22 protein-coding genes are annotated in these 23,799 nt (G+C 39.0%); 5 read left to right on the top strand and 17 right to left on the bottom strand.

The window, feature by feature from the left end:
* Positions 1–145: 145 nt before the first annotated feature.
* On the top strand, positions 146–2,254 hold the full coding sequence (locus I6E85_RS13685) for a TonB-dependent siderophore receptor (protein ID WP_101164193.1): 2,109 nt from the start codon (positions 146–148) through the stop codon (positions 2,252–2,254).
* 565 nt (positions 2,255–2,819) lie between these two features.
* On the opposite strand, the gene recA is transcribed toward I6E85_RS13685, so the two are convergent.
* Together recA and I6E85_RS13675 are read right to left on the bottom strand one after the other, a co-directional pair.
* On the bottom strand, positions 2,820–3,863 hold the full coding sequence (gene recA / locus I6E85_RS13680; protein ID WP_024591486.1) for a recombinase RecA: 1,044 nt from the start codon (positions 3,861–3,863) through the stop codon (positions 2,820–2,822).
* A 68-nt stretch (positions 3,864–3,931) separates the two neighbouring features.
* Positions 3,932–4,420 (bottom strand): CinA family protein, encoded by a 489-nt coding sequence (locus tag I6E85_RS13675; RefSeq protein ID WP_024591485.1) that lies wholly within the window; start codon positions 4,418–4,420, stop codon positions 3,932–3,934.
* A 21-nt stretch (positions 4,421–4,441) separates the two neighbouring features.
* Between I6E85_RS13675 and mutS the strand changes: the two genes are divergently transcribed.
* Positions 4,442–7,027, top strand: a complete 2,586-nt coding sequence (gene mutS / locus I6E85_RS13670; protein ID WP_197237024.1) for a DNA mismatch repair protein MutS — start codon at positions 4,442–4,444, stop codon at positions 7,025–7,027.
* Between the two features lie 90 nt (positions 7,028–7,117).
* Here the strand turns inward: mutS and rpoS are convergent, their stop codons facing one another.
* From rpoS to I6E85_RS13615, 11 genes are all read right to left on the bottom strand, one after another.
* A complete protein-coding gene (gene rpoS / locus I6E85_RS13665) occupies positions 7,118–8,092 on the bottom strand; it encodes an RNA polymerase sigma factor RpoS (RefSeq protein WP_007584786.1) in 975 nt (324 codons plus the stop codon).
* A 35-nt stretch (positions 8,093–8,127) separates the two neighbouring features.
* Positions 8,128–8,952 (bottom strand): peptidoglycan DD-metalloendopeptidase family protein, encoded by an 825-nt coding sequence (locus tag I6E85_RS13660; RefSeq protein WP_197237023.1) that lies wholly within the window; start codon positions 8,950–8,952, stop codon positions 8,128–8,130.
* A 41-nt stretch (positions 8,953–8,993) separates the two neighbouring features.
* A complete protein-coding gene (locus tag I6E85_RS13655; protein ID WP_007584782.1) occupies positions 8,994–9,572 on the bottom strand; it encodes a YqaA family protein in 579 nt (192 codons plus the stop codon).
* A gap of 9 nt (positions 9,573–9,581) precedes the next feature.
* Positions 9,582–10,220, bottom strand: coding sequence for a protein-L-isoaspartate(D-aspartate) O-methyltransferase (locus I6E85_RS13650; RefSeq protein WP_007584780.1), 639 nt, complete (start codon positions 10,218–10,220; stop codon positions 9,582–9,584).
* Positions 10,210–10,974, bottom strand: coding sequence for a 5'/3'-nucleotidase SurE (gene surE, locus I6E85_RS13645; RefSeq protein ID WP_007584778.1), 765 nt, complete (start codon positions 10,972–10,974; stop codon positions 10,210–10,212). Before surE ends, I6E85_RS13650 begins: the two co-directional genes overlap by 11 nt.
* Positions 10,955–12,007: a tRNA pseudouridine(13) synthase TruD gene (gene truD / locus I6E85_RS13640; protein WP_197237022.1), complete on the bottom strand. Its 1,053-nt coding sequence runs from the start codon at positions 12,005–12,007 to the stop codon at positions 10,955–10,957. The genes surE and truD overlap by 20 nt, the downstream gene beginning before the upstream one ends.
* Positions 12,004–12,501 (bottom strand): 2-C-methyl-D-erythritol 2,4-cyclodiphosphate synthase, encoded by a 498-nt coding sequence (gene ispF, locus I6E85_RS13635; RefSeq protein WP_007584774.1) that lies wholly within the window; start codon positions 12,499–12,501, stop codon positions 12,004–12,006. Before ispF ends, truD begins: the two co-directional genes overlap by 4 nt.
* A complete protein-coding gene (gene ispD / locus I6E85_RS13630; RefSeq protein WP_197237021.1) occupies positions 12,498–13,199 on the bottom strand; it encodes a 2-C-methyl-D-erythritol 4-phosphate cytidylyltransferase in 702 nt (233 codons plus the stop codon). Before ispD ends, ispF begins: the two co-directional genes overlap by 4 nt.
* Positions 13,189–13,476 (bottom strand): cell division protein FtsB, encoded by a 288-nt coding sequence (gene ftsB / locus I6E85_RS13625; protein ID WP_007584772.1) that lies wholly within the window; start codon positions 13,474–13,476, stop codon positions 13,189–13,191. The genes ispD and ftsB overlap by 11 nt, the downstream gene beginning before the upstream one ends.
* 37 nt (positions 13,477–13,513) lie before the next feature.
* Positions 13,514–14,149, bottom strand: coding sequence for a hypothetical protein (locus I6E85_RS13620; RefSeq protein ID WP_002958964.1), 636 nt, complete (start codon positions 14,147–14,149; stop codon positions 13,514–13,516).
* Positions 14,150–14,223: 74 nt separating this feature from the next.
* Entirely contained in the window at positions 14,224–14,703 is a 480-nt protein-coding gene (locus I6E85_RS13615) for a DUF2947 domain-containing protein (protein WP_010554439.1), read from the bottom strand.
* Between the two features lie 60 nt (positions 14,704–14,763).
* Here I6E85_RS13615 and I6E85_RS13610 point away from each other — a divergent pair, with 60 nt between their 5' ends.
* The 3 genes from I6E85_RS13610 to I6E85_RS13600 all read left to right on the top strand — a co-directional run bounded on the left by I6E85_RS13610 (position 14,764) and on the right by I6E85_RS13600 (position 17,355).
* Positions 14,764–15,003, top strand: a complete 240-nt coding sequence (locus I6E85_RS13610) for a DUF1653 domain-containing protein (protein ID WP_197237020.1) — start codon at positions 14,764–14,766, stop codon at positions 15,001–15,003.
* 52 nt (positions 15,004–15,055) lie between these two features.
* The gene (locus tag I6E85_RS13605) at positions 15,056–15,901 is read left to right on the top strand and encodes a MoxR family ATPase (RefSeq protein ID WP_197237019.1); all 846 of its coding nucleotides are present in this window, start codon (positions 15,056–15,058) and stop codon (positions 15,899–15,901) included.
* 266 nt (positions 15,902–16,167) lie between these two features.
* Positions 16,168–17,355, top strand: coding sequence for a VWA domain-containing protein (locus I6E85_RS13600; RefSeq protein WP_197237018.1), 1,188 nt, complete (start codon positions 16,168–16,170; stop codon positions 17,353–17,355).
* A 139-nt stretch (positions 17,356–17,494) separates the two neighbouring features.
* Here the strand turns inward: I6E85_RS13600 and I6E85_RS13595 are convergent, their stop codons facing one another.
* The 4 genes from I6E85_RS13595 to I6E85_RS13580 all read right to left on the bottom strand — a co-directional run bounded on the left by I6E85_RS13595 (position 17,495) and on the right by I6E85_RS13580 (position 23,621).
* On the bottom strand, positions 17,495–20,275 hold the full coding sequence (locus tag I6E85_RS13595) for an NACHT domain-containing protein (RefSeq protein ID WP_197237017.1): 2,781 nt from the start codon (positions 20,273–20,275) through the stop codon (positions 17,495–17,497).
* Positions 20,276–21,724, bottom strand: a complete 1,449-nt coding sequence (locus tag I6E85_RS13590) for a P-loop NTPase fold protein (RefSeq protein ID WP_197237016.1) — start codon at positions 21,722–21,724, stop codon at positions 20,276–20,278.
* 200 nt (positions 21,725–21,924) lie between these two features.
* Entirely contained in the window at positions 21,925–22,380 is a 456-nt protein-coding gene (locus I6E85_RS13585) for a GNAT family N-acetyltransferase (protein WP_197237015.1), read from the bottom strand.
* 71 nt (positions 22,381–22,451) lie between these two features.
* A complete protein-coding gene (locus I6E85_RS13580; RefSeq protein WP_197237027.1) occupies positions 22,452–23,621 on the bottom strand; it encodes an NRAMP family divalent metal transporter in 1,170 nt (389 codons plus the stop codon).
* Positions 23,622–23,799 lie beyond the last annotated feature (178 nt).

Genomic DNA, 23,799 nt, shown 5'->3' with positions numbered 1-23,799 from the left:
ACAGACTAAGTAATTTTCCCTAAAACAGCGTAAACGCGTTTACAAATGATAATAGTTTTTGTTTGAGTTTGTTAATTCTAAATAGTAGAATGTCCCAATTATTTAAATAAACTCAAATAATATTAAATATTAATTAAGGGAAAACATGAAACTCAATCGCACTTTTGCACTTTCTTCATTAGTTTTAGCTATGGGTTTTTCAGCTCAAGCGCAAGAAACACCAACTAAGAATACAGTTGAAAATAACAATGAACAAATGGAAGAAATATTAATAGTAGGTGTACGCCAAGATCGAGTTAGCCAAGGTGCTACCGGTTTAACTATGGAGCTTAACGAAACACCACAATCTATTAGTGTAATTGGCGCAGAGCAACTTCAAAACTTTGCAGCAAATAGTATTAATGACGCATTGAAAATGGCTACGGGTATTACTGTAGAACAAGGTGAAACTAACCGCACACGATACACGTCTCGTGGTTTTGATATTAAAAGCACTCAAGTTGATGGTGTTGGTCTACCTAATAACTGGGGCCTTGTTACTGGTGCTATGGAAAGTTACGGTTATGAAAAAATAGAAGTTATTCGTGGTGCTAATGGGCAATTAACAGGCGTTGGTAATGCAGCTGGTACTATTAATTATGTTCGAAAACGCCCAACAAATGAGAATGAAGGTGAAGTAGGTATTTCTGTAGGTACTTATGGTTTAAAGCGCTTACAAGCTGATTATTCATTTTTATTAACAGATTCTGGTAGCTGGGCTGCACGTGTTGTTGGGGCTGCAGAAAGCTCTGATTCATACCTTGATGGTTTAGAAAACGATCGTACTTACTTCTCTGCTGTAGTTGATGGACAACTTACTGGTAATTCAACACTTTCATTTGGTGCTTCACATCAAGATGCGAATACAGATGGAACCATGTGGGGAGGATTACCACTTTCATATGCCGATGGCACACAAGCGCAGTGGGATGTAAGTACAAGTACAACCCAAGAGTGGACTAAATGGGATACTCTTAATACCACAGCTTTTATTGAATATACTTATGTATTCGATAATAACTGGGAAATTAAAACAACTTATAATTACCAAGACTCAGAAGATCAAAGTAAATTACTTTACCTTTATGACGCTTATGGAATGTTTGATAGTGAAACTAATTTAGGTTTAGTCAGTATTCCTGGACGATATGATACAGAATTCTCAGCTGATTTATTTGATATAACAGCTAAAGGTGAGTACAGCTTGTTTGGTCAAGAGCATGAGTTAATGCTTGGTGGTAGTATTTCACAAAGTACATCTTACTCTTTTACTAACTCTTACGATGCAGCAACAACTGAAGCTTATGGTTTAGCGCCTGCTTTTCCATACGCATTAGATGCGATTGCTGAACCTATTTGGGGTGAACGAACTAAGTATGCTGATATTGATGTTACTTTAAAGCGTTTTTTTGGTTCTACTAAATTAAACCTAACAAGTGACTTATTTGTTATTGCGGGCTTTAACGCTATCGATTATGAGCGCACAGGCTTTAGCCAAGGCGTTGATATAGATAATGATGAAAGTGAGGTAAGCCCTTACCTTGCAACAACGTATGCAATTAATGATGATGTTAATGTATATGTAAGCTATTCCGATATTTATCAGCCACAAGAGCAGTACGATTACGATGGTAACTTTTTAGATCCAAGTAAAGGTGTTAATTACGAAGTTGGAGTGAAAACTCAATGGTTTGATGATCAACTACTTGCAACCTTTGCCGTATTTAGTGCAAAACAAGATAATATTGCAACTTATGCAGGGCTAAACGCATCTGGATTTACTTACTATAAAGGAGCTGATCAAGATACCCAAGGCTTTGAATTAGAATTAACCGGACACATAACTGATGATCTAAATGCTGTATTTGCATATACATACTTAGATATAAATGATGACGCAGGCGACAGTTCTCATGAATGGGAACCTGAAAATGTTGTTAATTTTTCATTAGATTATACGCTGCCTCAACTACCTGAGTTTCAGTTTGGTTTAGCCGGTAAATGGCAATCAAAAACAGAAAATATAGCCAGCAATGTTAAGCAGGATTCTTATTTACTTATGAACGCATTTGCTCGATGGGATGCTAGCGAAGACTTATCAATTCAAGCTAACATTGATAACATCACAGATGAAAAACATATTACTAGCTTAGCTAATGTCGGTTTTTATGGCTCTCCTATTAGCGGAAAAGTTAGCTTAACTTATCGCTTTTAAAGTTCTATTTTAATTAGGTCGCATTCTTTAACTATTAGGGCGTGCTTATCTTTGGTGGTTGAATTTGCAGCAGCATGTTTGGTTTTTAGGCAAGGCAGAGCCTATATAGTGTGGTTATTCCCCATAAATAGGCAATAACGCAGCATAAATACCAAACATGCGCTGCCCTTTGGGTTCTTTCTAGGGACGATTAACTCTTTGTTGCTCGATTTTTACTTAGTCCACTAGGTTACAAATCTCACGCCGCGATTTAACCGCCCCTAGATTGAACAAATTTTAATCCACAAAGATCAACACGCCCTAAAGAATGCTTTTATCTGATTAAAACGTATAGCGTATGATCGCTCTGCTCTTCATTTAGTATAGTAATTACTAATACAGTGCCTACTCATGCGCGATGTAACCGTAGATTTTTATAGGTTAAATTAAAAAACGACACATTTTTAATGTGTCGTTTTTATTTTTATCCGCTTTAAGTTTTTAATAACAAAAAAACGCTAATCATTACTGATTAACGCTTTTTAAAGCTCGGGTCAAATCAAGCTTAAAAACTCATTTGAGGCTGTTAAAGATCAGCGTCATCGCCCAACTTATCTTCACCATCATCTGGTTCAATAGTTGCTTTTAATAAAAGCATTTCGCGTAACTTGCCTTCAATCTCATCTGCAATTTCTGGGTTTTCTTTCAAAAACTTAATTGAGTTAGATTTACCTTGGCCAACCTTGTTGCCACAGTAGCTATACCAAGCACCAGCTTTTTCAACAATTTTATGCTTAACGCCTAGGTCAATTAGCTCGCCTTGCTTAGAAATACCTTCACCATACATGATGATAAATTCAGCTTGTTTAAACGGCGGCGCTACTTTGTTTTTAACAATTTTAACGCGAGTTTCGTTACCAACAACTTCATCGCCTTCTTTAACAGAACCAATACGACGAATATCAATACGTACCGATGCGTAAAACTTAAGTGCATTACCACCCGTTGTTGTTTCTGGGTTACCAAACATAACACCAATTTTCATACGGATTTGGTTAATGAAAATACATAACGTGTTAGAGCGTTTAATGTTACCAGTAAGCTTACGTAATGCTTGCGACATTAAACGTGCTTGTAAGCCCATGTGCGAGTCGCCCATGTCGCCTTCAATTTCAGCTTTTGGTGTTAGTGCAGCAACCGAGTCAATTACAACAACGTCTACCGCGCTTGAGCGTACTAACATGTCACAAATTTCTAGTGCTTGCTCACCAGTATCTGGTTGAGATACAAATAATTCATCTATATTTACACCCAATTTCTGGGCATATACTGGATCTAGAGCATGCTCTGCATCAATAAAGGCACATGTTTTGCCTTCTTTTTGTGCCTCTGCGATAACTTGTAAAGTAAGCGTTGTTTTACCAGATGACTCAGGTCCGTATACTTCAACAATACGTCCCATAGGTAAACCACCTATGCCTAAAGCAATATCAATACCTAATGAGCCTGTAGATACAGATTCAATGTTTAACGCTTTGTTATCACCCAATTTCATAATTGAGCCTTTACCAAATTGACGTTCAATTTGTGATAGTGCAGCGTCCAACGCTTTTTGTTTGTTATCGTTCATTTTATTCTCCAAATCCAGCTAATGGAATCAAGTATACTGTATGAAATCACAGTATCAAGCTAATTTTTTTATTTTATCTCATCTATTACACTTTTCAATGCAAATACAATAGCTTGCAGTCTAACTTGAGCCCTATCGCCAGAGAATACTTGTTTAAAGGTCAGTACTTTGTCATTAATTTGTATGCCAAACCACACAAGTCCCACAGGTTTACCTTCTGTTGCCCCGCCAGGTCCTGCAATACCCGATACAGCTATAGATATATTTGCATTTGTTGCTTTAATAGCACCTAATGCCATTTCACGCACTGTTTGTTCGCTCACAGCACCGTACTTTGCTAATGTGCTTGCACTTACATTTAGCAAATCTTGCTTTGCTTGGTTGCTGTAAGTCACAAATGCGCGGTCAATATAAGCAGAGCTTCCGGGCGTATCTGTAAGGGCATAACTCACTCCGCCACCAGTACATGACTCAGCACTAGTGATCCATAAGCATTTATCCGTTAAAATAGCGCCTAATTGCGCAGCAAGTGTTTTAATCTCTTGATGTAATTCCATATTCAGCCTTTGGGTAAATACATGTCGTTTGATCTTTATGCACCACACACTATAAAACAACAAACCCCTATGATGCAGCAGTATCTAAAAATAAAATCAGAGCATCGCGATATTTTATTGTTTTATCGTATGGGCGATTTTTACGAACTCTTTTTTGATGACGCTAAACGCGCCGCTCAATTACTCGATATTTCGCAAACACATCGCGGTAAAGCCGGTGGCGATCCTATCCCTATGGCGGGCGTGCCTTATCATGCAGTAGAAAACTACCTAGCACGCTTAGTTCAAATGGGTGAATCAGTGGCTATTTGTGAGCAAGTTGGTGACCCTGCAACCAGTAAAGGTCCTGTCGATCGTAAAGTTGTTCGTATAGTTACACCTGGTACAATTTCTGACGAAGCGCTTTTACAAGAACGACAAGACAACCTCCTTACCAGCGTTTGGCAAAGTAAAAAAGGTCTGTACGGTATCGCGTACCTTGATATTAACTCTGGTCGCTTTAACGTTGTAGAGGTTAACACCGACGAAGCCTTTAGCTCAACTATTCAGCGCTTAGCTCCGGCAGAACTTCTGTATAGCGAAAGCTTTGAAAACTTTCATTTAATTGAGCATATAAAAGGTGCCCGCCGCCGCCCAGAGTGGGAGTTCGACTTAGATACGGCTCAGCACTTATTATGCGATCAGTTTGGTACTAAAGATTTAGTTGGTTTTGGTGTTGATAAAGCCCACAGCGCGCTTGTTGCTGCCGGTTGTTTAATGCAATACGTAAAAGATACACAACGTATTGCACTGCCACATATTCGTGCAATTACACTTGAGCACAACGAACACGCTGTTATTTTAGATGCCGCTACTCGTAAAAACTTAGAACTTACCGTTAATTTATCAGGTGGGTTTGAAAATACACTTGCCCAGGTACTTGATAAAACAGCAACACCTATGGGCTCTCGTTTACTTAAGCGCCGTATTCATACACCTGTACGTAATAAAGACGAGCTAAATTCTCGCTTAAATGCAATTAGCGCTATTTTAGATGTACAACTGTGCGGCGAATTACACGAATCATTAAAAGAGATTGGTGATGTAGAGCGAGTTATTGCACGCCTAGCTTTATGCACAGCTCGCCCGCGCGATTTAACTCGCCTTCGCAGCGCATTACAAGCACTTGCGCCACTACACACTTTGTTAGGTGATGCTAACGATCCTCGTATAGCGGGTATTATCAAGCACTCGCCTGAGCTCCCTGATTTACAAGAGTTATTAGAACGTGCAGTGATAGAAAACCCACCGGTACTTATTCGTGACGGTGGCGTTATTGCCCCTGGTTACAACAGCGAACTAGATGAGTGGCGTAACTTAAGTAAAGGTGCAACCGATGTACTTGATCAACTAGAGTTGCGTGAACGCGAACGCACGGGTATTAGTACGCTTAAAATTGGTTATAACCGCGTACATGGCTTTTTTATTGAAGTAAGCCGCGCCAATGCCCACTTAGTGCCAGCCGACTACATTCGTCGTCAAACACTCAAAAATAACGAACGTTACATTATTCCAGAGCTTAAAGAGCACGAAGATAAAGTACTTGGTAGCCAATCAAAAGCCTTAGCGCTTGAAAAACAACTATACGAGGAGCTGTTCAGATTTATCGCTCCACATATTGAACAGTTGCAAATGATGGCAGCAGCACTGGCCGATTTAGACGTATTAAATAACTTGGCCGAACGTGCATTTGCACTCAATTATGCAAAACCAGAACTGTGCGATAACGACAATATAAGCATTAAACAAGGTCGTCACCCTGTTGTTGAACAAGTAATGAAAGAACCGTTTATTGCTAACCCTGTTGAATTAAACAGCCAACGTAAAATGTTGATTATTACGGGTCCAAACATGGGCGGTAAATCAACCTATATGCGCCAAACAGCACTTATTGTACTAATGGCTCACATTGGCAGTTATGTACCTGCAGACAGCGCTAAAATTGGTAATATTGACCGCATATTTACACGTATTGGTGCTAGCGATGATTTAGCATCAGGTCGCTCAACCTTCATGGTAGAAATGACCGAAACAGCGACTATTTTAAATAATGCCACGGCGCAGTCTTTAGTGTTAATGGATGAAATTGGTCGCGGTACAAGTACCTACGATGGGCTCTCGCTTGCGTATGCAACAGCCGATCATTTAGCGTCAAAAATATCTGCTAAAACATTGTTTGCTACGCACTACTTTGAGTTAACAGAACTTGCTGAACAAACAACAGGCCTTGTAAACGTGCACCTCGATGCAATAGAGCATAACGATACAATCGCCTTTATGCATACAGTACTTGATGGCGCAGCAAGTAAGAGCTTTGGCTTACAGGTAGCTGCTCTTGCGGGTGTGCCAAAAGCTGTTATTGCACAAGCAAAGCAAAAACTTAAGTTACTTGAAAATCATCAAAGCGTTACTGCACCAAATACAGAGCAACAAGCCTTTACTTTTAATAACGAAATTGCACAAAGTACACCTTCAGAAGTAGAAGAACAATTAAGCGCAATTGACCCTGATAATTTATCGCCACGCCAAGCGCACGATTTGTTATATAAACTAAAAGCATTGTTGTAATTTATATCATCTAATTTACAAGCATAAAAAAGCCGAAGAATAAATTCTTCGGCTTTTTAACACACATAGTCTCTTATACTATTTAACTAGTTACGAAAACTGATTAAACAAGCTATCTGTACTTAAACCTTCTTGTTGCAAAATGTCTTTTAAACGACGTAATGCCTCTACCTGAATTTGTCTTACACGCTCACGTGTTAAGCCTATTTCACGACCTACATCTTCAAGTGTAGATGGCTCGTAGCCAAGTAATCCAAATCGACGAGCTAACACTTCGCGTTGTTTAGGGTTCAATTCACCTAACCAATCTACAATGTGTTTATTAATATCATTATTTTGTACTTCGCCTTCAGGGCCTGCACTTTTTTCATCTGGGATGATATCAAGCAGTACACTGTCGTTTTCACCACCAATCGGCATATCAACCGATGCTATTCTCTCGTTTAAACGTAGCATTTTAGTTACGTCTTCAACGGGTCTGTCTAGGCAAGCTGCAATTTCGTCAGCTGTTGGTTCATGGTCAAGTTTTTGAGTTAATTCACGCGCTGTACGTAAGTAAACATTAAGCTCTTTAACTACATGGATAGGTAAGCGAATGGTACGCGTTTGGTTCATAATGGCACGTTCAATTGTTTGACGTATCCACCATGTAGCGTAAGTAGAAAATCTAAAGCCACGTTCAGGGTCAAATTTTTCAACAGCGCGAATTAAGCCTAAGTTACCTTCTTCAATTAAATCGAGTAGAGCAAGGCCACGGTTATTGTAACGGCGTGCTATTTTAACAACTAAACGTAAGTTACTTTCAATCATACGTTTGCGTGAGGCTTCACAACCTCGAAGTGATTTGCGAGAAAAAAACACTTCTTCTTCTGCGCTAAGCAAAGGAGAAAAACCAATTTCGCCTAAATAAAGTTGGGTTGCATCAAGGTTTTTAGTTACTTCTTCTTTTGCAAAGATTTCATCGTCTTCTACTTTATCTAGTAAAGTTGTGCTTTCATCAGCAGCGATGTCATCGAATTTCTCGTCAGTCGTAGTGTGTTTGTCAAGTTTTGCTGCGCTAGCCATAAGCCTTCTCCCGAGCAATTATCAATACCTGAAAATTAGGGTAGGTATTTAGCAGGATTGACAGCTTGCCCTCGGTAGCGAATTTCAAAACGAAGCGCGGTGACCGGAGATTCTGAATTACCAATTTCTGCTATTTTTTGTCCTGCCTTAACCTTCTGCTTTTCTTTAACAAGTAATTTCGAGTTATGTGCATAAGCACTTAGGTAATCATCATTATGTTTCAATATGATTAAACTACCATAACCTCGTAGAGCGTTACCCGCGTATACCACTGTTCCTTGTGCCGCAGCTAAGACTGAAGCCCCTTTACGATTAGTAATCTGTAAACCTTTATAACCGTTTTCCTTATTAGAAAAGCGTTTGGTAATTTTGCCCTTTGCAGGCCAAAACCAATTAACTTTACTGCTCGACAAACGTTTAGCATTACTAACTTTGTTACTGGCTTGTTTCTGAACATACTCTCGTTGTTTTGGAGGATCAAGCTCTTTCTTTAATATTATGTTATTTTTTTGTGTGTTTTTTATAGACTTTTTACTCGAATTCGTATATTTTTCATCCCTTTTTGTTTTTTCGGGCTTGGGGGTTAAGGAGATGTTTTGCCCAGGGAAAATTGTGTAAGGTGATGGAATTGAATTGTTTTTTGCAAGTAATCTAAAATCTTTACCGGCGCTAAAGGCTATTGAATAGAGCGTATCACCTTTTTGCACCTTATAAATATCGCCATTTATGTTAATGGTATGACCTAAATCATTAACATTATTATTTAGGCTGCTAACAGGCGCTGGAATATGGTGAGAAGAGCAACCAGAAAGAAAAACACCAACAAATATAGTCACATACAGTAAAAACTGTTTATTCATTGTATTTTTCTCCCAAATTAGACAATTGATATTTTTAACGCTTAACGCAATAAAAAGTACGCTAGCGCAATTAATACCACTAATCCCCAACCAAGTATTTCAATATATTGACGTAATTTTGCTTCCATTTTAGCCCCGCCCCACTTCATTAAGGCTGAAACTAAAAAGAATCGCGCACCACGTCCAATCGCCGATGCGAGTAAAAATGGTAAAAATGCCATTTGTAAAACACCTGCGCCAATGGTAAATACTTTATATGGTATAGGCGAAAAACCAGCTAAAAACACAACCCAAACACCGTAATCTTTAAACCAATTTAATGCGATATCAAACTTTTCTTGCCAGTGCATTTGTGCAATCAATGGCTCAACAACGGGTTCAAATAGCCAAAAACCAAGCAAATAACCAACTACTCCACCAACAACCGATGCTATTGTGGCAAAGCTTGCAAAACGCCATGCTTTTTTGGGTTGCGCAAGCGACATAGGTGCAAGCATTACATCGGGCGGTATTGGAAAAAAAACTGACTCTGCAAAGCTCATTGCAGCTAAATAACGTTCCGCATGGCGGTGCTTTGCCCACACTAGGGCCATATCGTATAACTTGGTAAACAACTTCAAAATGAATTCCTATTCAATATCGCCAGGTACTAACGGCACAAATCTAACGGGAGCAATAACATGCTCTTTATAATTATCGCCTTCGCGGATAACCATTACTAATTTTTGATCGCTCTCACCAATGGGCGCTAATAACACGCCTCCATCGGCTAACTGAGCAAGTAAGTCTTGCGGAACTTTAGAGGCCGCAGCAGTCACTATAATACCATCAAAAGGTGCTTGTGATTGCCAGCCTTGCCAACCATCACCATGCTTCATGGTTACATTATATAAATCCAGTTGCTGCAATCGACGCTTTGCCTGCCACTGAAGCGTTTTAATACGCTCTACCGAATAAACCTTTGTAAACGTTTTGGCTAATATTGCAGTTTGATATCCAGAGCCAGTACCAATTTCCAGCACTTTATTGCGCACACCAGCTAAGCGAAGTAGCTCTGTCATGCGCGCTACTATATAAGGCTGGGAAATAGTTTGCCCTTGCCCAATAGGTAGCGCCGTATTTTCATAAGCTTTGTGTTTTAGCACATCGTCTACGAATATATGTCGCGGAATATCAGCTATAGCACTCAGTACTTGTGTATCTTCAACGCCTTCGCGCTTTAGTAAGTCAGATAGCGCTTTTGCACTGCGGGTATAATTAGCGAGCACGATTAATCTCCAAATCGGCTAACCAGTCTCCTACTGCTTTTAGGCTGTCTTTGGCTGTCATATCAACACTTAATGGCGTAACAGAGGCATAACCGTTATTGATTGCGTAAAAGTCGGTACCCTCACCTGCATCGCTTTCTATGCCCAGCGATCCATACCAATAAATATCTCGACCCCAAGGATCGGTTTGTTTGGTCATGGTTTCGGCTTTATGACGAGCACCTAAACGTGTTACTTGCACCCCTTTTAATTCACTTAATGGAATATCTGGCACATTTATATTTATTATTTGATCTTTTGGAAGCGGATGCGAAGCCAAACCTTTAATAATATTTACGGTAACAGCAGCGGCTGTTTCAAAATGCTCGCCCTTATGTGAGCAAAGCGATACTGCAATTGCAGGTAAGCCTAAATGGCGACCTTCAGTTGCAGCTGCAACAGTCCCAGAGTAAAGCGTATCATCGCCCAAATTGGCACCATGGTTAATACCAGCAACAACAAGGTCTGGTTTTTCATCAGCTAACTGATTTACACCTAAATGTACACAATCAGTAGGTGTGCCATTAACCGACATAAAACCATTTTCGAGTGTAGTCGCTCGTAGCGGGTTCATTAGTGTTAAAGAATTACTTGCGCCACTACAGTTGCGATCAGGTGCAACAAGGGTTACATCTGCAATTTGTATAAGCGCCTGATATAAAACCGCAATGCCTTTAGCATTTACGCCATCATCGTTACTTAACAGTATCTTCATTTATGTCATTATCCTTTTCTTTGCGCTCTCGAGGGCTAGCATCTTTATAATCCACCAGCTCACGTAATAATGCAGTTGCAAAACACCCTTTTGGCAAACCAAAACTCAGTTTTAAACTGGTTTCATCTATGGTCTCAACCGTTAAGTTTTGCGGAATTAAACGCAGCATCCTGCGCTCATTTTTAAGGCCTAGCTCACCTAAGCCATCGCACCATGTTTGGAAAGGTTCAAGCCATATTTTTTCTTGTTCGGTTAAACCTTTTTCGCTTTTACCCACCATAGGTGCCGACATCATAATATCGCCAGTGGCTAATCGCTCTATGTTTTCGTCGTTAATTGCATCTTCAAAAAATGCATTACTGCCGCTGAGCATAAATACTTCACGGTGCATTGTTTTAGCTAAACCATGCTCTTTAACACGTAAATTTACTATTTGATTAAACACATGAGAACGCGCTGCTGAAATAATAATACCGCGCAGTTTTTTATCGCGAATGCGCTCCCCGGCAAACATTTTTTCAGCCATTACTAAGTTATGACCGCCATGCCCAAAGCGCTGTTCGCCAAAGTAATTAGGCACGCCTGCGCGTACTGCGTTAATACGGCATAAAATATCAAGGGGCTTGGTTACATTACGAAGCGTAATCGTAAATTTATTACCTTTGTGGCAGCCCGTGCGTAATTTACGGTCGTGGCGCTGTTGCGACACAATAAAAATACTCTCGCTATTTAAATCGCTAAAATCGATAGGCTTTTTAATCGGTACTTTTACACTAAACCACTGTGAGCACACACCGTGACGATCTTTCATGCCGGCGTAACTTACGTCTCGCGGTGAAACACCCGCACGCTGCGCAATTAGCTTGGCAACATATTGCGTATTTTCGCCTTTTTTAACCACCTGCAAACACACGTGTTCGCCACTGCCTGTAAATTCTATACCTAGGTCTTCATCAACCATAAAGTCTTCAGCGGTGGTTTTAAAATCAGCTTTAGAAAGCGGAGCACCGTATAAATAATTTAAATCGCTCATGCGTTTTTTGTACTCATAGACTCTTTACTCATAATAACCACTGCATGGCTCGAAATACCTTCCCTGCGCCCTTCAAAGCCTAGCTTTTCGGTTGTAGTGGCTTTAACGTTAATTTGGCAAAGGTCACAATTTAAATCGCTGGCTAAATTAGCGCGCATAGCTTGAATATGTGGCAGCATTTTTGGCGCCTGTGCAACAATAGTCACATCGCCATTGCCAATTACATAACCTTGCTCTTTAGCTAAGCTCACCACATGGCGAAGTAAAATACGGCTGTCGATATTTTCATACTCGCTAGCCGTATCTGGAAAGTGCTTACCAATATCACCCATTGCAAGCGAGCCTAAAATAGCATCGCATAATGCATGAATAGCGACATCGCCATCTGAGTGCGCTAAAAAGCCTTGTGGGTAATCAATTTTTTCACCACAAATAGTTAACGGGCCTTCGCCGCCAAATTTATGTACGTCAAAACCATGGCCAATTCGTATCATAATGCACTCTCGTTTTGTTGTTTATGTAATAAAAACCCAGCCAAGTCTAAATCCTCTGGCGTGGTTATTTTAATATTATCGCTGCGACCTGCTACAAGCTTAACCGGTTTACCCGCCCACTCAATTGCACTGGCTTCATCGGTAATAGTAGCCCCGTTTGCTAATGCGTTTTGCAATGCATTTTTAAGCTCGTCATATTTAAAAAATTGTGGGGTAAGTGCTTGCCATAAATCGTCTCGTGGCACAGTTTGTAGGGCATGAGTGTGGCCGCGTTTTATGGTGTCTTTTACTTTGCTAGCTAAAATACCGCCTTCATCAGCGCGTATACATTCATCAATTAAACGTTCTATATCACTAATATTAACTAGCGGACGCGCAGCATCATGTACAAGCACCCATGTAGGCGGGTTAGGCGCTAAAAAAAGCAAGCTATTGAGTACTGAATCTGCACGCTCTCTACCGCCACTGGCGCGAACAATGCGCTTATCAAGTATTGGGAGTTCGTCAAAATAGGGGTCGCTGTCGCTAAGGGCAACAACAATAGTGCGTAATTGAGATAATTGAGAAAGTTTAGCTAAGGTGTGTTCTAAAATGGTTTTACCGGCTAATTGTATATATTGCTTAGGCGCATTGTGCTGCATTCTACTGCCAACGCCCGCAGCAGGAACAATTGCTGCAATAGTCTGTTTATTTGTCATATTGTTTGCCCGGTAAAACACGAATAAATGTTTCGTCCGGTTTAATCATTCCCAATTCGTTGCGTGCACGCTCTTCAATGCCTTCTTGGCCAAGCTTTAAGTCTTCAATATCGGCTTTAAGTACTTTATTACGTTTAATGAGCTTTTCGTTGGTTTCTTGATGCGACGCTACAGCACCTTTTAGCCGTGTGTAGTCTTGTAAACCATTATGACCAAACCATAATCTGTATTGTACAAACAGTGCTAAGCACAGTAAGCCAACTTGAAAAATACGCATTTAACACTCCTTATTTTAAATTCCAAATACCTTAACTTTAATACGCTAAGGGGCGCTTTAAATTGCGCCAATTAATACTACCCGCTAAAAGCATTTCGCGTAGTGATAAAACCCGTGGCATACAACGCTTCGAAAATTGCCACTGATGCCCGCAACATGCAGCGGTTAAACTCACTTTACTTGGCTTTATTAACTGAGCATTTTGCTGCTCTAGCCCATTTCCTAAAAAATCAAACCAACCAAGCTCGTTACAATGAAGCTTATTTTCGCCTAACTGATCGATACTGTCTATTCTAAGACGTACCTGATCGTAGCCATGTAATATAACGGGCACTATAAGCCCCACTTTGGCATACGTTTGATAAAAAAGTTCATTAGCTTGAACATTCACATCGGGTGGGGTCGGTTTTTGCTTTTCAAGCCACGTACCATTTTGCGCGTCCAGCGTAAAAGGCGTGTCACCATTGGCAACTAACGTTGCAGCTCGCTCAATATAATAAGGTAGGCTTTTTAACTGGCGGCGCAGTTTATCGGCATTAGGCTCTGCAACTAATCGCTGAACCTCACGCTGATAAAACGCATTACACAATTGTGCATACAACACTTTTTGTGCATCAGTTTGCCAAATTTCAACTTGCTGCTGAGCACCAAGTGACTGATTTTTAGCGACCAAAAGCTGTACTCAAAAATATTCAGGTAAATGTTTTATAACACAGTATTGAATGTTTTTTAAGCGCAGCGCACTAATTAAGCGCTTGGCTTTTCACCTAATTTTGCTTTACCTGATTCTAAAAATTGCACAACCGTATTACGCTTTTTACCAATCAGCAAACTGCCATCAGCTAAAAACATAAAGTTTTGCCAATTGCGTTTAAATACATCAAATGTTGTTTCGATAATATTATCGCGTGCCATACAAAAATAAACAGTGGTGTTAGCTTCCCAATCTAAAAACGTTAAGATTGCTTCTGGTGGTTGCGCATCACCATTTTCCCACGCATCTTGCCAATCTACTTCTTGGCTAAAGCTTTTTTCTTGGCCACACCAATCGGTGTCTTCAAAAAAATCTGGGTGATCAAACTCACGGCTTACCATGGTTGTCCAAAGTACAGCTGCGCGCTCATCTCCCATAGGCTTTATTTTTACTGCGTCTTCATCTGATACAGGTAAGTCTTTATGACGAAAAACCCATGCTTTTTTGTAATCATCTAGCGAAATATAGTTCATAGTATTGGCAAATTAGTTAACATTAAAAGTGCAAAGCCAAATTATACAAGAGATCAAAACATGACTACAGCAATAAAACCACTTTCACTCAAACCAGGCATATACCAACACTACAAAGGGCCGCAATACAAAGTTGTTCATGTTGCCACCCATAGCGAAACCGAGGAGCAGCTTGTGATTTATCAAGCGCTATATGGTGAATTTGGTATGTGGGCGCGCCCACTTAGTATGTTTTTAGAAACTGTTGAAAAAGGAGGTGAGGTCATACAGCGTTTTGCCTACCTTGGACCTGCCGTTTAACTATGGCATTATAACAAAATAACTTACTCCTCAGACCAGACAAGGGTACACCGTGCAATTTAATTCAACTGATAATTACATAGCGAGTAGCGCGCTTAAACAAGCTGTAAATGCTGCCATTATGCTTGAAAAACCACTTTTAATTAAAGGCGAACCAGGCACAGGTAAAACCATGCTGGCTGAGGAGTTGGCTAAAAGCTTAGATACCACGCTTATTCAGTGGCATATAAAATCGACTACTAAAGCACAGCAAGGTTTATACGAGTACGACGCGGTTTCGCGCCTGCGCGACAGCCAATTAGGTGACGAACGTGTACACGATATTGGCAACTACATCGTTAAAGGTAAGCTTTGGCAGGCATTTACGTATGCAGAGCTCAACGGTAAGCGCCCAGTGCTTTTAATTGATGAAATAGACAAAGCCGACATAGAGTTCCCAAACGACTTACTACTTGAGCTTGATAAAATGGAGTTTCATGTTTACGAAACTAATGAACGCATTGTCGCAAAAGAGCGCCCTATTGTGATCATCACTTCCAATAATGAAAAAGAATTGCCGGACGCATTTTTACGCCGCTGCTTTTTTCATTACATTGATTTTCCTAGCTGCGACGAAATGCAGCAAATTATCGACGTGCACTACCCTAACGTTAAACAGGATTTAGTACGCCAAGCACTTGAGGTGTTTTTTAACCTGCGCGAAGCTAACGGCCTTAAAAAGAAGCCATCCACTAGCGAATTACTCGACTGGTTAAAGCTTTTAATGGCTGAAGACATAGACGCTAAAACACTGCACGATAAAGCTAAAAAAGGCGGATTAATGCCCATGTTTGGCGCATTACTTAAAAATGAGCAAGACATAAGCCTAATCGAAAAACTCGCGTTTATGAGCCGCTAGGGCCTGTTGACCTTTCAGGATTAAAATTTGTTCTAACTAGGGACGATTTAATCGTGGCGCGAGGTTTGTAACCTAGTGGGCTAAGTAAAAGCCGAGCAACAAAGAGTTAATCGTCCCTAGGACGAACCTTCAGGCAGCGCGTGTTTGGTATTTATGCTGTGTTATCGCCTATTTATGGGGAATAACCACACTACATAGGCTCTGCCTTGCCTAAATACCAAACACACTGCTGCAAATTCAACCTCGAAAGATAAACAGGCCCTAATATGTTAGTACAGTTTTTTTTCACGCTACGTAAATACCGCTTACCGGTAAGCCTGCGCGAGTTACTCGACTTAATTAACGCCTTAAAAAAAGGCGTTATATTTGCCGACGTAGACGCATTTTACCATTTAGCACGCACTATAATGGTAAAAGACGAAACGCACTTTGACCGATTTGACAAAGCCTTTAGCGACTATTTTAGTGGTATTGCTGACCTTGATTTGCTCGAGAGCTTAAAGCAACAGCACAACTTACCTGAAGACTGGCTACGTAAAGAATTTGAAAAAAACCTAAGCGATGAAGAAAAAGCTCAACTTAAAACCATGGGCGGACTCGACGAGCTCATGAAAACCCTAAAAGAGCGTTTAGAAGAGCAACAAAAACGCCACGCTGGCGGCAATAAATGGGTGGGCACTGGCGGCACATCACCTTTTGGTGCATACGGCTATAACCCAGAAGGCGTACGCATAGGTCAAGACGGCAATCGTAACCGCCAAGCGGTAAAAGTGTGGGATAAACGAGAATACAAAAACCTCGACACCGACAGAGAAATTAGTTCGCGCACAGTTAAACTCGCCCTTAAAAAACTACGTAAATTTGCCCGCACTGGCGCAAGCGACACGCTAGATTTAAACGAAACTATTCGCGCTACTGCAAAACAAGGCGGCATGCTTGATGTAAAAATGGCGCCCGAACGCCACAATGCAGTAAAAGTATTGATGCTGTTTGATATTGGTGGCTCAATGGATGACTACATTCATACCTGCGAAGAGCTATTTAGCGCCGCCCACAGCGAGTTTAAACACCTAGAGTTTTACTACTTTCATAACTGTTTATACGAGCACGTTTGGCAAGACAACGCGCGCCGCCATTCAAACGTAATAGACACCATGACGCTGATTAATAAATTTACCAGCGACTATAAAGTAATATTTGTTGGCGATGCCACTATGGGACCTTACGAAATAGCTTATGCGGGCGGCTCGGTAGAACACTACAATGAAGAGCCTGGCAGTGCCTGGTTATCACGTGTCACCAACCACTTTGATAAAGTCGCTTGGCTCAACCCACAGCCTGTTGAACACTGGCCGTACTATCAATCAATTGGCTTTATAAAAGAGCTAATGAACAACCGCATGTATGCGCTGAGCTTAGATGGGATAAGTAGAGCGATAAAAGAGCTGAGTTAATTTTTAGCTTAAACATCATAAGTTTTATTAACAATTTATTCACCCTGAAAATCCAGTATTTACCTATGTATTCTAGGTAAATACTGGGGCATAAGATGATTAAAAGCTAAAACAGTGGGATGATACTGCTAAAGCCCATTTACCTATGAACATTTACACCTCTAGATTTTAAATCGCTTAAAATTAACTCCTTAGTTTCACTTACTTTTTTCTTAGAATTGATAATCAAAAACCTTAGACTTTTAATTTTATAAAGAAAACTAATATCCTTAATGCCATCAATAGAAAGGTCCAGTTCTTGTAATTGACTTAGCTCACCTAACAAACTCCAATCGACATTTTTATCAATGCCACAGTGTGATATGGCCAACCTCTCAAGATTCTTTAGTTTTTCTATACCTCGAAATTCGTTTATTTTCGAAGCTATTAAACTACAGCTTTTTAAATTCTTTAAGTCTATTAAAAAGTTAAAGTTTTTAATCTCATTACCAAAAATTGATATTTTACTTAGATTTTCAATATTTTTTCCGAACTTGACCTCAGTTATATCCATCAGACTTAAACTCAGGGAGGTTAATGTTTTACTAGTTATGTCGTTCAATAAATCACTTGATTTAATATGGCTCAAACTAAGCGTTCTTAATTTATTAAAGCCTTTAAAGTCAGGTAAAAACTCAAGCTTTCGGGATCTAATAGATAGATCTGTTATATCATCGCAAACACTGAAATAAGGTAAACTTTCAAACTCACCATCGAAGTTAATACTTACTAAACTTTTGAAATTGATATCTTTTATTTCATGAAAATCATTGGAGCAATTAAAATCACGAAGCGTAAGAGACTCTATATTTGAAAGTTCTTGTAACCAAAAAAAGTTTTTCAACCTGTTAAAGTAAATAGTTATCTTTTTTTCATCTTTTAAAAGCCGAACTAACTCACTCTCATTTTCGATCTTTTCATCAACTGGTAATATAGCAGCTAAAGCCTGACATCTACTTTTAGTGTAAATAGCTTTAAGAAGCTCTAATTCTAGGCTCCTTTCCTTTTTTACAGGTAACTTAATTGCTGTATTATCTATAAACTCTTTTTGTAAGAGGAAAATTCTATCTTCATAGAATAGCTTTAATCCTGAAAAATCAACATTATCAAAAATTTTATCATAAAAAATTCCTATTTCTTTTCGGTTCTTCCCTTGTGTAGATAATTCTTCAAAAACCAAAACCCAAATTTCTTTCCAAGCTGCTTCATAAGTGCTATTTACTAGAGATTGAAAACCACTCTTATTATCCTGTAACGAATCTAAATTTAAACTTATGAAGTAGGCGCAAAAATATTCTTGAAATGATAAATGACTAAAGCCAAATACGTTTTCTCCATCTTCTACCCCTTTAGGTATTAAGAAACCCGTTCTATTTTGTAAATAATCAACTAAGTTATTACTATGTTCCGATAATGAATCAACATCTATTATTTCAGATAACTGTAACTCTAAAAACAGCTTTAGTTGCGATTCTTTGACTGTAAAAAAGCTACTATTGCAGTTTGGGTTTGGTAGGCGCTCTCTAGCTTTTTCTAATTCAACATCGTTAAATGAGGATATTTTATTGTCTGGTAAACATAAATCTCCAGCATGCATAAAATAGGCAAGCTTTGAGAGCCAGTTTTTAATATCCTGGTAGTCATATTCATGACTTAGTTTGTGCTCTAACCTTCTGGCTTTATCCATTGATTCAAGATATGTTCCAACAATTCGTTGATATAACTCAGCTCTACCGTGAGGTAACCGACCTCTACGCCACTGAATAAAACAAATTAAGTTAAGCAATACAGGTATTCTTGATAAAGCATTTATCTGAATTAATTGAGCACTAATATTAGTGATATTTTCAATAAACTCTTTTCTTAGCTCCATTTTAGGAGGTAAGTATTTTTTTACCCAGTTTTCTGAAAATGCCCTTCTCTGCTCTGGAGAAAAAGGCGCCAGATATAAAATAGTGGGTAAATTTAGAGCTTTATCCAAAGAGACTTCCATATCGTTGCTTAACTCATTATCCGCGCTGATATTGGCTATCATTTCTTTGCTGAATTGTTCAATACTGTATTTTAAAGGGGTATCTGCCTTTATAAATTTACTTCTTATATCTTTTTCATACCAAAAGTTCTGATTATTAAAACCAACAATACGGCTGGTCATCAAAAGTCTTGTTTTAGGATACTCACGCAATAATTGCTTAATTTGCTTAGCAAGCCAACTTGTTAACTCGTATGAAATTTCATCCAAACCATCAATTAAAAAGAAAACTTGTCCTGTAGTTAATAAATCAAAAAAGCTGTTTTCAGTGCTTTTCTCATTTAATATCAAATTAGAAAGAGCATCACCTTGCTGCATAAATATTAAATTTATGAATTTTTCATTTGATAGCTCAGATAAATTTACTTGTGATAATTTACGTACAGTAAGTAAAAGAGGGAAAAGCGGGCCTAAGCGTTTTTTTGCATAATTGTCACTCCAATGGCACAGTGAACAAACCAGCCATTTTATTAATGTACTTTTACCAACTCCCGGATCACCCAACAAGACTGTTCTTGGATTTTCAACTATTAAATCCGCGACACTATTTAGAGGCAAAGACTTTGTCGCTTTATCATCTCCATCAATTTTCGCTAAATATTCAGCTGTGATACGGGTTTTGCTTAGTTTTGGTATAACGTAAAGCTCATCAATGTGAACTAACTTTTTGTCACCATCGCTATCATCTAAAGCTAAGCCTTGGTTATCTAAATAGCGCTCTTCTTTTAAAAATTGGTCTAAATAACGATACAATGGTGATTTTTCTAGATCCTTAAAATCACTAACTATTGGGTCTATAAACTTAGGTACAATTCCAGAAAACAGATCCACAGATTGTTGTGTCCACATTTAGTTCACCTGATTATGGTTAAAGTAGTTAACAAATTGATGCATAATTTCGCTAATAGTCTTAGGTGTAGATTGAGTATATATATGTAGACCTGTTACCTCGTCAAATAAAGGCTTTAATTTGAAGATACTTAAATCACTTGGGTGCTCATATTTTGCTTGAACATCAGTAGTACGATGGTCTTTATTTAATTCATAGAATGCAGAGCTCGGAGTAGTATAATTTGTACCTTTTTCTGCTGTAACAAAGTCAAAAATATCCCGAGCTGCATCCGCTCTTAATTCAATACTTTCGTATATTCTCCTATAACTTACCGAAAGGCTTGATACAATGAGAGCTATAGCAGCAAAAGACTCGGATCTTTTTGGCTCTATTATGTTATTAAACTCTTTAAAAAGTGAGCAATCTTCATTAACTACACCCTTTACATTTGATCCATCCACTTTCCTTAAATACCCTGCTAGTTTATTTGAGATCATTTTTAACCGCCTAGGGTTGGCAGGCAAAACATCATAGCTTTCCAGTATTTCGTTTAAATCCTCAATAACGGTAGAGCCATTTTCATCCTTAAACAATAACTTTAGATGGGATATAAAAAAGTCTGATTTTTGTTTTTGATTAGGAATGGGTAAACGATAAGCTTCCTGACATAGCTTTTCTAAATACTCTACACCTAAATAACTATACTGATTATCAATCTCAGTTTTTCTTTCAGGCATTAAATTAATAAACTGTTTCTGTAAAAATCGCTCGATTTGCTGCTGGTCAATAGCAAGAACAACAGTGCAATTTGGTATACTCAAATATAGCTTTAATCCCTCAAGCAATTTATAAGCATTTTCTGGTTCACAACGATCTAAGTCATCAATAAAAATTACAAGCTTCTCTTTATTCTTACCTAATAAAACACTTACAGCCTGAGTAAGGGCATCATTGATTTGATCTGCAGCTAAGCGACTCAATAGATTATCTTTTTCGTATTTTTCACCGATTTCGCTTATTTTGCTAAAACCCGATAAACCTGAAACCTGCTTTATCACACCATCTAAAACAGTTAATGCACCAAGTACACTTACACTAGCTAACTTGCCTGCTTCATCAATAAATTTCTTACTCGATGAAAAGTGATTTTTAATACAATGTAGTAATGCAATAATTGGTGATACTTCATTTTGATAACGCCAAGCTTCAAACCAGATACCGGTATATTTACCTGTTTGTTCTTGCTTATTATTAGTAATTTCGGCTGGAGAAGTTGCGGTTACTTTTTTATATACACCAGCTAAACAGGACGTTTTTCCGCTACCCCAATATCCGGTTATAGCTATAGTACGAGGGCTATCTGACTTTTCAATATCTTCAGCTACTGTATTGACAAAGGATTCTGTGCCTAAAAAAAGACAAGTTTCAGCAGTTGCCTGATCATTATGGCTATGTTTTAAACTCATTCAAGCTATCCCTTTCTTTTATAAATTAAATCAGGTTCATATAGTAATTATCAACTATATCAAAATTAAGAGTTCTAAGTTAATCATAACCTACAAAATACTGTTACTTAGACTTCCCTTATTTTAATTAGTTAGGTAATTAAGGGGTAAAAGGCCTATGTAATATTTTTATAACTTTTAGCATAAATGATTTATTAGATTTAAAGCGCTTTACTCATAAACAAGCTGTACGGATCTAGCTCATAACCCCCAAACGGCTCGCATTCTTTAAAACCAAATTGAGTGTAAAGCTTTTGTGCGGGCAAAAATGCCTTTGCCGTGCCGGTCTCTAAACTTAACTTTTTATAACCTCGCAAAGTTGATTGCTCAATAATATGCGTGAGTAACTTAGCGGCTATGCCTTGGCGTAAATAGTTGCTTGATGTGCGCATTGATTTAATTTCGCCTTCGGTCGCATTTAGTGCTTTTAAAGCGCCAACACCCGCTAAATTATTATCAATCAATAAGCTATAAAAAGTTATGTCGGGCTGAGTGAGTTTACTCACATCAAGTGCATGTACGCTCTCAACGGGTGAGTGTTTTAACATATCGTTATGATGCGCTTGTAGTAACTTTATAACGTGTGGGTTTGAAAGCTCACCTATTCTAATATCCATTTATACCTCGTTTAATCCTAGAATTTAATGCTTGAGGGCTTTAATTAAAACCCTAAAGTAAGTGGCTGTATTTAGAATGCTAGTTTCCACACTACAAACGCGACAGCAAACCCAACTAAGTACACTAAACCTAACCACGTTAAACTATGTAGTAACACGCTATGCTTAATAGCAGGCTCTGATCGCACAAGGCTAAAGTTGAGCCATGCAAATACAGGCGTTGTAACAAATGAAAGTGTCATAGCAAACGTAAGCATGGGGCCAAGGGCTGATTTAAAAAATAAAATAACCGCCATACCGGCAAGTGCTTGTAGTATTAACCAAATATTTAGACTGTGTTTTGATTGCTTAAAGCCAAGTAGTTTATGAGATTCGTTAAGCGTACGGGCGTAGCCATCTAGCACGGTGAGTGTAGTGCCAAACATACATAAAAAGGCGATTGCTGATACAAGCGGCCTTGCCCACTCGCCTATTGTTAATGCGTACATATCAATAAGCTGCTTGGCAAACGCGACACCGCCAAGTTCTATACTACTGGTTTGCCCGTACTGCACTAATACACCTAAGCTAAAAAATACTAATGCTAAGCCAGCTGTAAGCCAGTAACCTACGTTAAAATCGAACAAGCCTTGGCTTTTAGTCACTGTTTGCTGCGCTTGTTTTTCTTTTAGCCATAAAGAACTTAATGCAGATATTTCGATAGGGGCTGGCATCCAGCCCATTAAAGCCACCATAAAGCTAAGCATGGCAAGTTCATACGGTGAAGGTCCCACATAATCAGCAGGTGCCATTGGGCCGTTATTAAATGCAATGGCAATCAAAGTAGCGAGCGTAAGCAGCCCCATAATGCCTTTGGCAACGTTATCTAGCGCTTTAAAGTGTCCAAGTAGCAATATAACTAAACATACACCCAGCAGCATCCAACAAAGCAAGGTTACTTCAATAACCACGGGTAAGGCGTAATGCAGTAAGCTTGCGGTAAGCAGTAATACGCCGGCGGTATTAACAACAGCGGCAACAATGTTTAAGCCAATAAAACTATAGAAGTAAAACGGACCTTTGCTTTTATAGCCCTCCACTAGGCTATTTTTAGTGGCGAGTGTGTATTCCATACCAAAGCGAAAAAACGGGTACTTTAAAACATTAACAACGAGGATAAGCCAAAATAATTGCCAGCCAAATATTGCTCCAGCTTGCGTAGACGCAACTAAGTGAGAACCGCCAATAGCGGCTGTTGCCATGAGTATTCCAGGTCCAAGCGCACCTAGTCGAGACTTCCATACTGCTTTTGTTGTGTGCATTAATTTCTCAAAATATGTGTGTTTTGTGTTCTTTTTATCAGGGTCTGTTGACCTTTCAGGATTGAAATTTATTCAACCTAGGGGCGATTTAATCGCAGCGCGAGGTTTGTAACCTAGT

This window comes from Pseudoalteromonas sp. NZS71, assembly GCF_015864715.1.
In the GTDB taxonomy this organism is placed as follows: Bacteria; Pseudomonadota; Gammaproteobacteria; order Enterobacterales; family Alteromonadaceae; genus Pseudoalteromonas; species Pseudoalteromonas arctica.
Note: the sequence above shows the minus strand (reverse complement) of the source record. Positions and strands in the feature narration are given on the sequence as shown.

What these genes read in the sequence shown, in the direction of transcription:
- I6E85_RS13685 (WP_101164193.1), top strand. Translation starts at nt 146, where the DNA reads ATGAAACTCAATCGCACTTTTGCACTTTCTTCATTAGTTTTAGCTATG.
- recA (WP_024591486.1), bottom strand. Translation starts at nt 3,863, where the DNA reads ATGAACGATAACAAACAAAAAGCGTTGGACGCTGCACTATCACAAATT.
- I6E85_RS13675 (WP_024591485.1), bottom strand. Translation starts at nt 4,420, where the DNA reads ATGGAATTACATCAAGAGATTAAAACACTTGCTGCGCAATTAGGCGCT.
- mutS (WP_197237024.1), top strand. Translation starts at nt 4,442, where the DNA reads ATGTCGTTTGATCTTTATGCACCACACACTATAAAACAACAAACCCCT.
- rpoS (WP_007584786.1), bottom strand. Translation starts at nt 8,092, where the DNA reads ATGGCTAGCGCAGCAAAACTTGACAAACACACTACGACTGACGAGAAA.
- I6E85_RS13660 (WP_197237023.1), bottom strand. Translation starts at nt 8,952, where the DNA reads ATGAATAAACAGTTTTTACTGTATGTGACTATATTTGTTGGTGTTTTT.
- surE (WP_007584778.1), bottom strand. Translation starts at nt 10,974, where the DNA reads ATGAAGATACTGTTAAGTAACGATGATGGCGTAAATGCTAAAGGCATT.
- truD (WP_197237022.1), bottom strand. Translation starts at nt 12,007, where the DNA reads ATGAGCGATTTAAATTATTTATACGGTGCTCCGCTTTCTAAAGCTGAT.
- ispF (WP_007584774.1), bottom strand. Translation starts at nt 12,501, where the DNA reads ATGATACGAATTGGCCATGGTTTTGACGTACATAAATTTGGCGGCGAA.
- ispD (WP_197237021.1), bottom strand. Translation starts at nt 13,199, where the DNA reads ATGACAAATAAACAGACTATTGCAGCAATTGTTCCTGCTGCGGGCGTT.
- ftsB (WP_007584772.1), bottom strand. Translation starts at nt 13,476, where the DNA reads ATGCGTATTTTTCAAGTTGGCTTACTGTGCTTAGCACTGTTTGTACAA.
- I6E85_RS13615 (WP_010554439.1), bottom strand. Translation starts at nt 14,703, where the DNA reads ATGAACTATATTTCGCTAGATGATTACAAAAAAGCATGGGTTTTTCGT.
- I6E85_RS13610 (WP_197237020.1), top strand. Translation starts at nt 14,764, where the DNA reads ATGACTACAGCAATAAAACCACTTTCACTCAAACCAGGCATATACCAA.
- I6E85_RS13600 (WP_197237018.1), top strand. Translation starts at nt 16,168, where the DNA reads ATGTTAGTACAGTTTTTTTTCACGCTACGTAAATACCGCTTACCGGTA.
- I6E85_RS13595 (WP_197237017.1), bottom strand. Translation starts at nt 20,275, where the DNA reads ATGTGGACACAACAATCTGTGGATCTGTTTTCTGGAATTGTACCTAAG.
- I6E85_RS13590 (WP_197237016.1), bottom strand. Translation starts at nt 21,724, where the DNA reads ATGAGTTTAAAACATAGCCATAATGATCAGGCAACTGCTGAAACTTGT.
- I6E85_RS13585 (WP_197237015.1), bottom strand. Translation starts at nt 22,380, where the DNA reads ATGGATATTAGAATAGGTGAGCTTTCAAACCCACACGTTATAAAGTTA.
- I6E85_RS13580 (WP_197237027.1), bottom strand. Translation starts at nt 23,621, where the DNA reads ATGGCAACAGCCGCTATTGGCGGTTCTCACTTAGTTGCGTCTACGCAA.